This is a genomic window from Herbaspirillum autotrophicum (assembly GCF_001189915.1).
Taxonomy (GTDB): Bacteria; Pseudomonadota; Gammaproteobacteria; order Burkholderiales; family Burkholderiaceae_D; genus Herbaspirillum; species Herbaspirillum autotrophicum.
In genome coordinates, this window is the sequence record NZ_LFLS01000004.1 from 26,766 (window position 1) to 41,555 (window position 14,790).

The 14,790-nt window shown below is 57.3% G+C and carries 15 protein-coding genes; 3 read left to right on the top strand and 12 right to left on the bottom strand.

Annotated elements, in window-relative coordinates; all coding sequences use genetic code 11:
- The first annotated feature begins 15 nt into the window (after positions 1 to 15).
- Complete coding sequence (gene zapD / locus AKL27_RS04030) at positions 16 to 771, top strand: cell division protein ZapD (protein WP_050461507.1); 756 nt, start codon at positions 16 to 18, stop codon at positions 769 to 771.
- Positions 772 to 783: 12 nt separating this feature from the next.
- Positions 784 to 972: a DNA gyrase inhibitor YacG gene (gene yacG, locus AKL27_RS04035; protein WP_050461508.1), complete on the top strand. Its 189-nt coding sequence runs from the start codon at positions 784 to 786 to the stop codon at positions 970 to 972.
- Between the two features lie 55 nt (positions 973 to 1,027).
- Here yacG and AKL27_RS04040 read toward each other — a convergent pair whose 3' ends face one another.
- From AKL27_RS04040 to AKL27_RS04070, 7 genes are all read right to left on the bottom strand, one after another.
- On the bottom strand, positions 1,028 to 1,429 hold the full coding sequence (locus AKL27_RS04040; RefSeq protein WP_050461509.1) for an NUDIX domain-containing protein: 402 nt from the start codon (positions 1,427 to 1,429) through the stop codon (positions 1,028 to 1,030).
- Entirely contained in the window at positions 1,429 to 2,301 is an 873-nt protein-coding gene (locus AKL27_RS04045) for an ATP-binding protein (RefSeq protein ID WP_050461510.1), read from the bottom strand. The genes AKL27_RS04040 and AKL27_RS04045 overlap by 1 nt, the downstream gene beginning before the upstream one ends.
- A 231-nt stretch (positions 2,302 to 2,532) precedes the next feature.
- The gene (gene argJ, locus AKL27_RS04050) at positions 2,533 to 3,768 is read right to left on the bottom strand and encodes a bifunctional glutamate N-acetyltransferase/amino-acid acetyltransferase ArgJ (protein WP_050461511.1); all 1,236 of its coding nucleotides are present in this window, start codon (positions 3,766 to 3,768) and stop codon (positions 2,533 to 2,535) included.
- A gap of 54 nt (positions 3,769 to 3,822) precedes the next feature.
- Entirely contained in the window at positions 3,823 to 4,590 is a 768-nt protein-coding gene (locus tag AKL27_RS04055) for a DUF2272 domain-containing protein (RefSeq protein ID WP_050461512.1), read from the bottom strand.
- Between the two features lie 11 nt (positions 4,591 to 4,601).
- Positions 4,602 to 4,922, bottom strand: coding sequence for a quaternary ammonium compound efflux SMR transporter SugE (gene sugE / locus AKL27_RS04060; protein ID WP_050461513.1), 321 nt, complete (start codon positions 4,920 to 4,922; stop codon positions 4,602 to 4,604).
- Between the two features lie 121 nt (positions 4,923 to 5,043).
- A complete protein-coding gene (gene secA / locus AKL27_RS04065) occupies positions 5,044 to 7,806 on the bottom strand; it encodes a preprotein translocase subunit SecA (protein ID WP_050461514.1) in 2,763 nt (920 codons plus the stop codon).
- Positions 7,807 to 8,047: 241 nt separating this feature from the next.
- Positions 8,048 to 9,028: a M23 family metallopeptidase gene (locus tag AKL27_RS04070; protein ID WP_050461515.1), complete on the bottom strand. Its 981-nt coding sequence runs from the start codon at positions 9,026 to 9,028 to the stop codon at positions 8,048 to 8,050.
- Positions 9,029 to 9,081: 53 nt separating this feature from the next.
- Here AKL27_RS04070 and AKL27_RS04075 point away from each other — a divergent pair, with 53 nt between their 5' ends.
- The gene (locus AKL27_RS04075) at positions 9,082 to 9,588 is read left to right on the top strand and encodes a DciA family protein (RefSeq protein ID WP_050461516.1); all 507 of its coding nucleotides are present in this window, start codon (positions 9,082 to 9,084) and stop codon (positions 9,586 to 9,588) included.
- A gap of 119 nt (positions 9,589 to 9,707) precedes the next feature.
- Here the strand turns inward: AKL27_RS04075 and lpxC are convergent, their stop codons facing one another.
- The 5 genes from lpxC to AKL27_RS04100 all read right to left on the bottom strand — a co-directional run bounded on the left by lpxC (position 9,708) and on the right by AKL27_RS04100 (position 14,779).
- Positions 9,708 to 10,643, bottom strand: a complete 936-nt coding sequence (gene lpxC / locus AKL27_RS04080; RefSeq protein WP_050461517.1) for a UDP-3-O-acyl-N-acetylglucosamine deacetylase — start codon at positions 10,641 to 10,643, stop codon at positions 9,708 to 9,710.
- Between the two features lie 135 nt (positions 10,644 to 10,778).
- Positions 10,779 to 11,285: a peroxiredoxin gene (locus tag AKL27_RS04085; RefSeq protein ID WP_050461518.1), complete on the bottom strand. Its 507-nt coding sequence runs from the start codon at positions 11,283 to 11,285 to the stop codon at positions 10,779 to 10,781.
- Between the two features lie 141 nt (positions 11,286 to 11,426).
- Positions 11,427 to 12,620: a cell division protein FtsZ gene (gene ftsZ, locus AKL27_RS04090; protein WP_050461519.1), complete on the bottom strand. Its 1,194-nt coding sequence runs from the start codon at positions 12,618 to 12,620 to the stop codon at positions 11,427 to 11,429.
- 145 nt (positions 12,621 to 12,765) lie between these two features.
- Positions 12,766 to 13,998: a cell division protein FtsA gene (ftsA, locus tag AKL27_RS04095; RefSeq protein ID WP_050461520.1), complete on the bottom strand. Its 1,233-nt coding sequence runs from the start codon at positions 13,996 to 13,998 to the stop codon at positions 12,766 to 12,768.
- Between the two features lie 10 nt (positions 13,999 to 14,008).
- Positions 14,009 to 14,779: a cell division protein FtsQ/DivIB gene (locus AKL27_RS04100; RefSeq protein ID WP_050461521.1), complete on the bottom strand. Its 771-nt coding sequence runs from the start codon at positions 14,777 to 14,779 to the stop codon at positions 14,009 to 14,011.
- Positions 14,780 to 14,790 lie beyond the last annotated feature (11 nt).

Genomic DNA, 14,790 nt, shown 5'->3' on the forward strand with positions numbered 1-14,790 from the left:
TAAAGGGACGCAGCTTTGATCGTTTACGAATACCCTTTCAACGAGCGTATTCGCACGCTGTTGCGGTTAGAGGATCTGCACGAGAAATTCGTGTTCTTCCTGCATCAGGAAAGTCCGCTGCAACATCATGTCGCCCTCTCCACGATTTTCGAAATTCTCGAAGTCGCGGGACGCGCTGACCTCAAATCCGATCTGCTGCAAGAACTGGAACGTCAAAAGCAAATCCTGCTGGCCTACCAGTCCAATCCCAACGTCGAACCCGAAATGCTCAATGCGATCCTGGCCGAGGTCGATCGCGCCAGCGCTGCGTTGTCGGCATCACAAGGCCGGACCGGGCAGAATATCCGCGAAAACGAATGGCTCATGAGCGTGCGCGGTCGCACCATCATTCCCGGCGGCGCCTGCGAATTCGATCTGCCGTCCTACTACGCGTGGCAAAAACGGACACCGGAACAGCGCTTCAATGACATCTCCAACTGGTTTGCCTCGCTGCAACCGCTGTGCGACGCGATTTCCATCGTCTTGCGCCTGCTGCGCGAATCGGGCCATCCGGTCAAGATCAATGCCGAAGGCGGCAGCTACCAACAGATGCTGCAAGGCAAGATTTATCAGATGCTGCGTCTGGTGCTGGATGAAAATCTGGGCGCAATCCCGGAAATATCAGCCAATAAATATATGTTGTGGGTGCGTTTTACGTCCCAGGATGGCGACATGAAACCGAAGCCGTTCGAGGGTGAAGTCCCGTTCGAACTGGCGCTTTGCGGATTTTGAGACAGAACTGAAATGGTAACGATAGTAGATTGCCCGACATGCGGCACCAAGGTCGAATGGACCGAGAAGAACAAGTTTCGCCCGTTTTGCTCCGATCGTTGCAAGCAAATCGATCTGGGCGCGTGGGCCGAAGAAAAGTACGCCATTCCGGCAGTCAACCTGCCTGAAGAACTGGATGACGAGGGCAAGCCGCTGCAGTAATCGCCGGCTCATGCCGCTGAACCTTGTTCATCCGGCACCTCAACGCAGCATCACCTCAATCGCGCAAGCGGGTAATCCATTCAATCAATGGAATCGTGGCCGGCAACAGCGGCGTCACATCGACGCTGCCTTGCCAGGCGAATGCTTGCCCTTCCAGGCTTTGCGGCTCGCCTTCCCACTCCCGGCTGATGTAGAAATGCAGGCGCACGTGCGCATGTGGATACACATGCTGCACGCCACACCAAGGTTCAGCCGAGATGATCCGGATGCCCAACTCTTCCAGAAACTCGCGTTTGAGCGCATCGCTGATGGCCTCGCCCGATTCAACCTTGCCACCCGGAAATTCCCAGTAGCCGGCATATGGCTTGCCTTCCGGGCGCTGTCCCAGCAAGACATCGCCGTTCGGCTTCATCAGAATGCCGACCGCGACATCAATGGGGGCTGCAACAGCTGTCATCAGGCGCTTCTCTTGCCGGCGTAATCCTTGGCAAACTGCCATGCCACGCGGCCCGACCGGGAGCTGCGTTGCAAGGCCCAGCGCAAGGCATCACCACGGGCTTCTTCGATCTGCGCGGCATCACAACCGAAATGACGCAGCCAGTGCGCGACGATGTCCAGATAATCATCTTGCTTGAATGGATAGAACGTCACCCACAAGCCGAAACGCTCCGACAACGAGATCTTTTCTTCGACCGTTTCACCCGGATGCAAATCGCCGTCATCGGTATGGGTATAGGTCGAGTTATCCGACATGCGTTCCGGCATCAGATGGCGGCGATTGGAGGTGGCGTAAATCAGGACGTTGTCCGATTGTGCCGCCACACTGCCGTCGAGCGCCACCTTGAGCGCCTTGTAACCGCTTTCACCTTCTTCGAACGACAAGTCATCGCAGAAAATGATGAAGCGCTCCGGCCGTCCCGAGACCAGGTCGACGATGTCTTGCAAGTCATGCAAATCATCCTTGTCGACTTCGATCAGACGCAAACCGCGATCCCCATACTGATTCAGGCAAGCCTTGATCAGCGACGACTTGCCGGTGCCGCGCGCGCCGGTCAGCAACACGTTGTTGCCGGGACGCCCTTCAACGAATTGCCGCGTGTTCTGATCGATCTGTTCCTTTTGCGGGCCGATATTATGCAAATCCGACAATGCAATATTGGAAATATGTCCGACCGACTGCAAATACCCCCCGCCCTGACCTTTGCGTTGCCGCCAGCGAAACGCCACGCCGCTGTTCCAGTCAGGTTGCTGGCCGCTCTGCGGCAAAATGGTTTCCAGCCTGGCCAACAAAGCCTCGGCACGTTGCAAGAATTGATCTAATTGAGTCATGGCAAAAGAAAAGAGTTAATCGACAAAGCCCATTCTGACGCATCGCAAGCAAGCGTAGCTTGAATAAAATTTGTCAAAGCACAAGGCGCATGCGACCACCATATCGAAGAAAGCAATTTCGTTCAGCGCCGTAGCGAGCACGTCAAGCTCGCCGCGAGAAGCGCAGCCGTACTCAGGTACGGCGAGCATCGCAGTGGCGAGATTGTCGCGCGCAGCAGGCGCTCAACGAATTCAGGAACGGTAGTCGGCGTTGATGGATACATAGTCGTGGGACAAGTCGCAAGTCCACACGGTAGCAGCGGCGTTGCCGCGCGCGAGTTTCACGCGTACGGTAATTTCGCTTTGCTTCATGACGCGCTGGCCATCGGCTTCCTGGTAGTCGGGATTGCGACCACCGTTTTTGGCGACCCAGACGTCATCGAGATACATATTGAGTTGCGAGACGTCGAGATCGTCGACGCCGGCGTAACCAATAGCGGCCAGGATACGGCCAAGATTCGGATCGGATGCGAAGAATGCGGTTTTCACCAGTGGTGAATGGGCGATGGAGTACGCAATCTTGCGGCACTCTTCAACGCTGCGGCCGTCTTCCACGGTCACGGTAATGAATTTGGTGGCGCCTTCGCCGTCGCGGATGATTTGTTGCGCGAGGTGTTGCGAGATGGCGGTCACGGCTTCTGCCAGCGCGGCGTATTCCGGGCTGGCGGCACTGGTGATCTCCAGTTCGCCGGCACCGGTGGCGATCAGCATGAAGGAATCATTGGTGGACGTGTCGCCGTCGATGGTGATGCAATTGAACGACTTGTCGGCGGCATCTTTGACCAGTTGATTCAGGATGGCCTGCGGCACTTTGGCATCGAATGCGAGGAAGCCGAGCATGGTTGCCATGTTGGGCTTGATCATTCCGGCGCCTTTGCTGATGCCGGTGAGGGTCACGCTCTTGCCGGCAATCGTCACGGTACGCGAGGCCGCTTTCGGCTGCGTATCGGTAGTCATGATGGATTCGGCAGCGTTGAACCAGTTGTCGGCGCGCAGATTGGCGATGGCTTGCGGCAAGCCGGCAGTGATGCGATCGACTGGCAGCGGTTCGAGAATCACCCCGGTGGAAAACGGCAGAATTTGTTGCGGCGAGCAATCGAGCAGTCCGGCCAGCGCGGCACAGGTGGCGTTGGCATTGGCCAGACCGGCTTCACCGGTGCCGGCATTGGCATTGCCGGTGTTGATGACCAGCGCGCGGATGGCCTGAGTGGCATCAACTTGCGCCAGATGAGCCTTGCAGACTTGCACCGGGGCAGCGCAGAAACGATTGAGCGTAAACACGCCGGCCACCGTCGCGCCAGGTGCCAGTTTCAGTACCAGCAAATCTTTGCGGTTGGCTTTGCGTACGCCGGCTTCGGCGTAACCCAACTCAATACCGGCAACAGGTTTCAGATCGGCGGAAACGGGAACGGGAGAATTGACGGCCATGATGTTTTATCTGCAAGGTTAAGAGAGATCAGTATTGTAAACGTATCGACGGTGCTACATCAGGTTCTTGGCGACCACGAACCAGGGCCGGCGCGCAATCGGGATCAGATGGGCGGCGCTGTCGATGGGAATCAGCGATTCGGAAACCGAATTGAATACATTGCCGCCGATCACGCCGGCCCAGCCTTGATCCGGGTGTACTTCAAATACCAGGTCGCAGTGCCCGGGCAAGCCGGGTCGAATATCGTCAATGCTGGTGGCCTGATTCGATTCACGCGGGGCGCAGATCAGGTCGCCGGGGACGATGCTGGTGCTGGCAACCGGTTGCAGGACAAACAAGGGATTCGGCAGCGTTTGTCGTTGTTTCAGATAGCTGAGATAGTTGAAATGCACATCGCTGGCCTGAAACGCCTCTTGCGGCACGCCGCCCTGTTGCATCAGATAAGAAATGAACGCGGCTGACCATGCCTGCTGGGTATCGGCGCCGGTAAAATTCTTGCCGACGGCTTGCCAGTACAAACCCACGCGCTGTACGGCTTCGCCTTCATCTTCGAGCAAACCAAGGCGGGGAGCGCTGAGTACTTCGCCGCGCATATCGATTTGCTGGCGATCGAAAAAGGCCCATTCGGTTTCCGCTGCGGCCAGCAGAGCGGTACGGCTCGGCGGTTTTTCCACAACGGCAGCGGCGATCGCCGGCGGCCTGACAGCAAGCGACTGCGCCGGCTTGTCAGGAGCAGGACCCGGGCTGCCGCACGCAGCCAGCAACGTGGCGGCAAACACCGAAAGCATGGCGGCGACACCGCGCCGGATCTGTACAAACATAGGTGAGCGACTCATTCAGGAGAAACAATCTTGAGACCGATGATACCGACGATGATCAGCGCCAGACATGCCAGACGCGGTGCCGATGCTGATTCGCCGAACAAGGTGATGCCGAGGATCACGGCGCCAACCGCGCCGATGCCGGTCCAGATGGCATAGGCGGTGCTGAGCGGCAGACTCTTGACCGCCAGCGCCAGCAAACCGACGCTGATCACCATCGCGGTAATCGTTCCCACGCTGGGCCAGAAGCGACTGAAGCCCTCGGTATATTTCAAGCCAACGGCCCACGCCACTTCAAACAATCCCGCCAACACCAGAATAATCCAGGCCATTCCTTTTCTCCTGCCATCCGTAAAACAAAAAAGCCGCACCCGGTTTCCCGAGAGCGGCTTTCCGGCTCGGAACCGGTTCGAGATCTTACTACGAGATCGCAAACCGGTTCAGCGGCCCGGGCTATACCAGTTTACCGTGGCATTGCTTGTATTTCTTGCCGCTGCCGCACGGGCAAGGATCGTTGCGGCCGACCTTCGGCAAGGCATTGCCCTGCGACTGGTCGGGTGCGCTGGCCACTGCGGTCGGCGCCAGCAACTCTTCGGGCGCGGCATTGGCGTCGAAGTCAGCGTGCTGGTAATGCACGTTTTCCACGTGCGATTGCGACAACTCTTCTTCCGCGGCTTCAATTTCTTCGCGGCTTTCGATGCGCACGGTCATCACGATCTTGATCACTTCGTTCTTGATCAGATCCAGCATCTGGGCGAACAGTTCGAACGCTTCGCGCTTGTATTCCTGCTTCGGATTCTTTTGGGCGTAACCGCGCAAATGAATACCCTGACGCAGGTGATCCAGCGCCGCCAGATGTTCGCGCCAGTGGCTGTCGATACTTTGCAGCATGACACTGCGCTCGAAACCGCTGAAGGCTTCCTTGCCGACCACGTCAACCTTGGCGGCATACGTTGCCGTTGCCGCTGCCAGCACCCGCTCCAGAATTTCTTCTTCGGTCAGATCCGGTTCGGCTTCCAGCATGGCGGCCAACGGTACGTTCAATTGCCATTCGCTGTTCAGCGCGGCTTCCAGCGCCGGGATATCCCATTGCTCTTCCACCGATTCTGCCGGCACATAAGTACGGAACAGGTCGGTGAACACACCTTCGCGCAGCGACGCGATCATTTCCGATACGTCGGACGCTTCCAGCAATTCGTTACGCTGCTGATAGATAACCTTGCGCTGGTCGTTGGCGACATCATCGTATTCCAGCAATTGCTTGCGGATGTCGAAGTTGCGCGCTTCCACCTTGCGCTGCGCAGATTCGATGGAACGCGACACGATACCGGCTTCGATCGGTTCGCCTTCCGGCATCTTGAGACGGTCCATGATGGCGCGCACGCGGTCGCCGGCAAAAATGCGCAGCAAGGCGTCGTCGAGCGACAGATAGAAACGCGATGAACCCGGATCGCCCTGACGACCGGAACGGCCGCGCAACTGATTGTCGACGCGACGCGATTCGTGACGTTCGGTACCGATGATATGCAAACCGCCGGCATTGACCACGTGATCATGCAGCGATTGCCATTCGTCACGCAACGTCTGGGATTGGGACAGCTTGTCGGTATCAGACAATGCACCGTCAGCTTCGATGATCTGGATCTGCTTTTCAACATTGCCGCCGAGGACGATGTCGGTACCGCGACCGGCCATGTTGGTGGCGATGGTGATCATCTTCGGCCGACCGGCCTGCGCAATGATTTCCGCTTCGCGCGCATGTTGCTTGGCGTTCAGCACGTTGTGCGGCAGGTTGGCCTTGGCCAGAATGCCCGACAACAATTCCGAATTTTCAATCGAAGTGGTACCAACCAGCACCGGCTGACCGCGTTCGTAGCAATCCTGAATGTCGTGCAACATCGCCTGATACTTTTCCTGCGATGTCTTGTAAACCTGATCCTGGCGATCCTTGCGGGCGCTCGGACGATTCGGCGGGATCACCACCGTTTCGAGGCTGTAGATTTCCTGGAATTCGTAAGCTTCGGTGTCGGCCGTACCGGTCATGCCGGACAGCTTGCCGTACATGCGGAAGTAATTCTGGAACGTGATCGAGGCCAGCGTCTGGTTCTCGTTCTGGATCTTGACGCCTTCCTTGGCTTCCACTGCCTGATGCAGGCCGTCGGACCAGCGACGACCGGTCATCAGACGACCGGTGAATTCGTCGACGATGACGACTTCGCCGTTTTGCACCACGTAGTGCTGATCCTTGTGATACAGCGTATGCGCGCGCAACGCGGCGTACAGGTGATGCACCAGCGAAATGTTGGAAGCGTCATACAAGGAAGCGCCTTCCGGCAGCAAACCCATGCCGGTCAGGATTTCTTCGGCCTTTTCGTGGCCGGCTTCGGTCAGCAGGACCTGATGGCCCTTTTCATCCTTGGTGTAGTCACCGGGAACGTCGACCTTGCCCTTGCCGTCCGGCGTTTCTTCGCCGATCTGCAATGTCAGCAGCGGCGGCACGGCGTTGATCTTGTGGTACAGATCGGTGTGATTTTCAGCCTGACCGGAAATGATCAGCGGGGTTCTGGCTTCATCGATGAGGATCGAGTCAACTTCATCGACGATGGCGAAATTGAGCGCGCGCTGCACGCGGTCGGCGCCATCAAACACCATGTTGTCGCGCAGATAATCGAAACCGAATTCGTTGTTGGTACCGTAAGTGATGTCGGACGCGTAAGCACCCTGCTTCAGGTCATGCTCCATCTGCGACAGGTTGATGCCGGTGCTCAGACCGAGCCAGCCGTACAGTTTGCCCATCCATTCGGCATCGCGCTGGGCCAGATAATCATTGACGGTAACCACGTGCACGCCCTTGCCCGACAAGGCATTCAGATAGGCCGGCAGCGTCGCCATCAGGGTCTTGCCCTCACCGGTGCGCATTTCCGCAATCTTGCCGAAATGCAGCGCCATGCCGCCGATCAGCTGCACATCGAAATGGCGCATCTTGAGCACGCGCTTGCTGGCTTCGCGGCAGACGGCAAATGCTTCCGGCAGAATGTCATCGAGCTTCTCGCCGTTGCCGACACGCGTCTTGAACTCCTGCGTCTTTGCCTGCAGTTCGGTATCCGAGAGCGTCTCTATGCCAGCTTCGAGCGCATTAATTTGACGGACAATCTTTTGATATTGTTTGAGCAAGCGCTGATTGCGGCTGCCGAAAATCTGGGTCAGTAATGACATGCTTGGATTCTAAAAATGCGCCGAAAAATGACTCCGTACGGAAACAATCCGCATACGGAACCGGAAGGAGGCCAATAAACCTCGGATTTTAGCACGCCAGCCTGTGGCGACAGTGGTTCCGCCCCCTGACCTACGCCGGCACGCAGCAAACTCGTTCATTCGCACGACATATTGTCAGAAGACAGCCCAATAGATTGGGACTGAGGTCAAAGATTCAATACTGCGCTCAATCAGACAAAAATTACTTGCCAGCAACAAATACCGGCAACGGCTTGGGCGGTGCCTTGCCGGGTGGCGCGCCCAGCGCCAGAAACTTGCGCGGATCCTGAGCGACGCCGCGAATGCGCACTTCGAAATGCAGATGCGGTCCGGTCGAGCGCCCGGTAGTGCCGATTTCCGCGACACGCTGGCCGCGCTTGACGATATCGCCGACTTTGACAAACAACTGCGAGGCATGGGCATAGCGGGTGATGATGTCATTGCCATGATCGATTTCCAGCATGTTGCCGAACTGGTAATGATATTCCGAGGCGATCACCACGCCGGCGGCGGCGGCAACGATAGAAGTACCGGTCGGGCCGGGAAAGTCCAGGCCTTCGTGAAAGGCATTATGACCGGTGAACGGATCGAGCCGCCAGCCGAAACTGGACGAGTTGTATGCCACATTGACCGGCTGATTGGTGGGCAACAGACGCGATTTGATCTTGTCCGACATCAGCGTCGACTCCACCGCATTCATGTAATCCGAGCGGCGTCCGACATCGAGCGACAGCGCATCCAGCATCTTCTGCAACTCACTCATGCCGAGCTCGCGGCCGGGACCGGCCAGCGTCGAGTTTTCCATGCCGCCACGACCAGGCAATTCCTTGAAATTGAATTCTTCGGGCCGCACGCCAGCCAGCCCCTGGACCCGCTCGCCCAACGCGTCGAGACGCATCAGCTGGGCCTGCATTTCACCAAGCTTGACCGCCATCACGGCCAGGTTTTCTTTCAGGAACTTGTCTTTGCGATCATCTTCCTGCTGCGTCATCGACACCAGCAGCTTATGCAGCATCGGCGACGATTCGCCATTGCTGGCCTGACGCAACACGGCATAAGACAAGGCTGCCGACGCGGCGACGATCACTGCCAGCAACACCAGCACCAGCGCCACTACATGTTTGGAACCGAGCGTCACCGACCGTGCTCTGGCCAGACGCGGGTGCATCAGAATAATTTGCATCTTTACTCCTTTGACTCCGATCTCTCAAGGGTGGGATGTGATAAGGTTCAGCGATGAAGTATCCATCAACCTTTACCCCCTTCAGACAGGGTGGTTCGACCTCGTACGCAACGCGCAAACCCAAGGACGCGACCGATTTTTTGCGTGCCAACGACACCATGGCTTCGCTGATGCCTGCCCTTACCCGCATGGCAGCGCTACAGAAAAATTGCTCGGCGGTATTGCCCGCCATGTTCAAAGCGTGTGACGTGATGCAGTTCGATACCGGACAACTGGTGCTCAGTACGCCCAATGCGGCGCTGGCAACCAAGCTCAAACAGCAGTTGCCGAAACTGCAAGATCAACTGCTCAAGGATGGATGGCAGATTAACGCCATTCGTATCAAAGTGCACGTCGGCAAGAATTATGTTCCGGCAGTTGCACAAAAACAATGTTTTCTGACCGATCATGCCGTTTCTGCCTTTGCCGATCTGAGCGGCGCGCTGGAAGATTCGCCGCGCAATCAGGCATTGAAGACTGCGCTGGAAAACATGGTACGCCGCCATCGCGACATCAAATAGCAGGAAAAGGGAAGAAAACGCCCGTCTGTTCGTGCCCTGAGGCAACCCGGCGCAATCCGGCCGGAGCGCAGGCGAAGGGCCTGATCCGCACTGCGGAACAGGCCGAATCAACGATCAGCTTAGTTGAGCGCCCACTCTTGCTGGGCTTGGATGACATAGGTCGGCGGAGCCGATTCCAGCGTATCGAAAGACACGATCTCATAAGCATCAGGCTGCTCCAGCAAGGCACGCAGCAACTGATTGTTGAGGCCGTGGCCGGATTTGTGAGCGTCGTAGCTGGCCAGCAGCGGATGACCGATCAGGTATAAATCCCCGATGGCGTCAAGGATCTTGTGCCGCACAAATTCATTGTCGTAACGCAAGCCATCGGCATTCAGGATCCGATACTCATCCATCACGATTGCATTTTCGAACGAACCGCCGCGCGCCAGTCCCATGCCGCGCAGCGTTTCCACATCCTGCATGAAACCGAAGGTGCGCGCGCGCGCAATTTCCTTGACGTAAGACTCGAGCGCAAAATCGATTTCCGCCGTCTGGCCGGTGCCGTCGACTGCGGGATGATTGAACTCGATGAAGAATTTCAGCTTGAAACCGTTGTAGGGCGACAGACGGGCCCACTTGGCCTTGTCGCCTTCACCTTCGCGCACTTCGACCATCTTTTTGACGCGGATGAATTTCTTCGGCGCATTCTGCTCTTCGAGTCCGGCTTGCTGCAGCAGGAACACGAACGAAGATGCGGAGCCGTCCATGATGGGAATTTCTTCGGCAGTCAGATCGATATACATGTTATCGATACCGAGACCGGCGCAGGCCGACAGCAAATGCTCGACCGTGGAGACACGGGCGCCATCTCTGGACAAGGTGGATGCCATGCGGGTATCCCCGACGCCGGTTGCAGATGCGGGGAATTCGACGACCGGGTCCAGATCGATGCGGCGGAACACGATGCCGGTGTCGACTGCGGCCGGGCGCAAGGTCAGTTCAACCTTGGTTCCCGAGTGCAGACCGACGCCAACCGTCTGGACACGTTTTTTAATGGTGCGTTGTTTCAACATCCCGCCATTATAGCCAAGATGCCTTACGCTCTGTGAGCGGCTTGCAGAGTGTTGCAAAAACATCCGCGCTGACGGACCGCGGGCGTCCGGCCATATTGCCCGCGCTGTTCCGTCAAGCGGATCGCAACCGGCAGATCAGCCCAGTTGTGCCAGCAATGTTTCGGCGTTCGAAACTTCGAACTTGCCTGGTGCTTCGATGTTCAATTGCTTGACCACGCCATCTTCGAGCAACATCGAATAGCGTTGCGAGCGTGTACCCATGCCGAATTTGCTGAAATCGGCATCCAGGCCCAGCGCTTTGGTGAACGTGGCGCTGCCATCGGCCAGCAAACGGACGATGCCGGTGGCTTTTTGATCGCGGCCCCATGCGCCCATCACGAATGCGTCGTTGACCGACAGCGCCCAGATCTCATCCACGCCCTTGGCCTTGAATTCGTCTGCGAGCTTGATGTAACCAGGCAAATGCTTGGCCGAACAGGTCGGTGTGAAAGCGCCGGGTACGGCAAACACGGCAATTTTCTTGCCCTTGACCAGATCAGCTACGTTAAAAGTATTCGGACCGAGCGCACAACCAGCGGTTTCGGTTTCGATGAATTCTGCCAGGGAGCCTTCCGGGAGGCGGTCGCCAACTTTGATTGTCATGATGATTTCCTTCGGTGAAATGAAGCGGGTAAAAAAATGCCGCGCACCAGGCGCGGCTCGGGCACTGCTACGATAAACCGTAGTATGCCCTGATCTTGCAACAACTGCTGACCCCGCACCGAAATGCAGGATCGTTTGCCATCAGTCAGCTTGCTTGCGCAGAAATGCCGGAATGTCGTAAGTTTCCATGCCATTCTTTTCCAGTGCACGCACAGTGTCGGAAGCCGACTCGCGACGCCATACCGCCGGCGCCTTCAGGCCACCGAAAGCGGCGCCGGTCTGTGCCGCGCCGTGACCGGCGTGCGTACCACCAGTGCCAGCCATCATCGGCTCATTGTGCGTACCGGTACGCAGCATTGGCGTTTGCACCAGTTGCACGTTTTTGCGCGCACGGCCCAGACCAGTTGCCACCACGGTCACACGGATGTCGTCGCCCATGCTGTCGTCGTACGCGATACCCTGCGCGATCGATGCATCGGCGGCGGCGAACGCGCGCACGGTTGCCATGACTTCCTTGATTTCCTTACCCTTGAGGTTACGGCTGGCGGTCACGTTGACCAGCACGCCGCGCGCGCCGGACAGATCGATACCGTCGAGCAGCGGTGAAGCCACTGCCTGCTCGGCTGCCACGCGGGCGCGATCAACGCCGCTGGCAGTCGCGGTACCCATCATTGCCTTGCCTTGTTCACCCATGATGGTCTTGACGTCATTGAAGTCGACGTTGATATGACCCGGCACGTTGATGATTTCAGCAATACCGGCAACGGCATTGTTGAGCACGTCATCGGCATGACCCAGCCACTCGATCATGCTGTCGTCTTCGTAGATCTCTTCCAGCTTTTCGTTGAGGATGATGATCAGGGAGTCGACGTGCTGCGCCAGTTCTTCCAGACCCTGATCAGCGATGTCCATGCACTTCTGACCTTCGTACGAAAACGGCTTGGAAACCACCGCCACTGTCAGCGCGCCCAATTCCTTGGCCACTTGCGCCACCACCGGTGCAGCACCGGTGCCGGTACCGCCGCCCATGCCGGCAGCGATAAACACCATGTGCGCGCCGCGCAGTGCATCTTCGATACGCGCGCGTGTTTCTTCTGCCAGACGACGGCCGACATCCGGCTTCATGCCTGCACCCAGACCGGTCTCGCCGATCTGGATCACGTTGTCGGCCTTCGACATCTTCAATGCCTGGGCATCAGTATTGGCTGCAATGAACTCAACGCCGGACACGCCCTTGTTGATCATGTGCTGCACTGCATTGCCACCCGCACCGCCGACGCCAACGACCTTGATGATAGTGCCAAGCGTGGCATTGTCGAGCATATCTATTTCCATGATGACTCCTTTAAATATATGTTGGTGCAGCTTGCAGTTGGTAGTCATCACGCGGTGTGACGACTAGCAACTGAGAACTGCGAATTGCTCAATTTAACTAAACAAAAATACTGCCTGAATAATCTGAATGCCTGAACCGTGAAGCTTAAAAATTGCCGAGAAACCATTCTTTCATGCGTTGCCAGATTGCTTTTACCGAACCTTCCTGACGAGTCACGATGTACCCGCGCAGATACTGCTTTTTCGCTTCCAACAACAACCCCAGTACCGTTGAATAACGCGGGCTGCGCACGACATCTGCAAGCTGACCGCTATACTCCGGCGTCCCCAATCGCGCTGGCTTGAGGAAAATATCCTCGGCCAGCTCTATCATTCCCGGCATCATCGCCGAACCACCTGTCAGTACGATGCCCGAAGACAACACCTCTTCGTAGCCCGACTCGCGCACGACCTGATGCACCAATGCAAACAACTCTTCCACCCGCGGCTCGATCACCGCTGCCAGCGCCTGTCGCGACAAGGTGCGCGGATTGCGGTCACCGAGGCCCGGCACTTCCAGCGTCTCGGTCGGGTCTGCCAATATCTGCTTGGCAACGCCGTAACGCAGTTTGATTTCTTCCGCTTCCAGCGTCGGCGTGCGCAAGGCCATGGCAATATCGTTGGTGATCTGATCACCGGCAATCGGAATCACTGCGGTGTGACGAATCGCACCTTCCGTGAATACCGCCACATCGGTGGTACCGCCACCAATGTCCACCAGCACCACACCGAGTTCACGTTCATCCGGCGTCAGCACTGAATCAGCAGAAGCCATCGGCTGCAAGATCAGATCCGACACTTCGAGTCCACAACGGCGCACGCACTTGACGATGTTTTGCACGGCAGAAACGGCACCGGTGACGATGTGCACTTTAACTTCCAGTCGGATGCCGCTCATGCCGATTGGTTCACGTACATCTTCCTGATTATCGACAATGAATTCCTGCGGCACCGTATGCAGCAATTGCTGGTCAGTCGGGATGTTCACCGCCTTGGCCGTTTCGATAACGCGCGAGACGTCGGCAGCGCTGACTTCCTTGTCCTTGATCGCGACCATGCCGCTCGAATTGAAGCTGCGGATATGACTGCCGGCGATCCCGGTGTAGACATTTCTGATCTTGCAGTCGGCCATCAGCTCGGCTTCCTCGAGCGCGCGCTGAATCGATTCCACGGTCGCCTCGATATTGACCACCACGCCCTTTTTGAGTCCCTTCGACTCGGACTGGCCAAGGCCGATCACTTCATGGCGGCCGTCTGGCAATACCTCTGCCACCACCGCCACCACTTTGGAGGTGCCGATGTCGAGGCCGACGATCAAATTTTTTGCGTCTTTTGTCATATCGTTCCGCTCATTTTTTCTTTCCGTTCAATGCAGCCAGTACCAGACCGTCCGCCTTCAATGCCAAACCATTCGGATAGCGCATGTCCACGTTTTCAATCTTCCCCTGCAAGCGCTCCAGCAATTGCGGATACACCGATACCAGGCGACTGATGCGTTCTTTCAACAGTGCATCACCCTGCTCGCGTCCCAACTCCACCGTCATGCCGTTATCGAGCTTGACGCTCCAGGCGTAACGATTCGACAAGTGCACCGCTTCCGGCGTCAGCCGGATCGGCGCAAACCAGTTACGAAATTGCGCAAACCGTGCCACCACTTCCTTCTCGCTGCCGTCCGGTCCTTCGAACTCCAGCAATTCGCCGTCGTCTTCGGCTTCGGCCAGATTGGCGGTGAAGACATCCCCCTTCACCGACAACAGCCGCCCATCATCACCCCAGGTGCCCAATGCGCGGTGTTCTTCCACGGTCACGATCAGCTTGTTCGGCCATTCGCGTCGCACCATCGCCTTGCGCACCCAAGGTACCGACTCAAATGCCGCGCGTACGGCATCCAGATCGGCAGTAAAAAAATTGCCTTTGATACGTGGCACCGCACTGGCGCGGATGGTCAGTGAATTGACCCGCCGCAACGGTGTGTCGGCCATGCCCTCGACCCGAATCGTCTTGAGCGTAAACATCGGCCGCTGCGCCACCCACCACAAACCGCTCGCCAGCAACACCAACAACACCAACGCGATCAGGGCGTTGGTGGTTGCGTTGAGCAGTTTGACGTCATGCCACATAGTCGCTATCT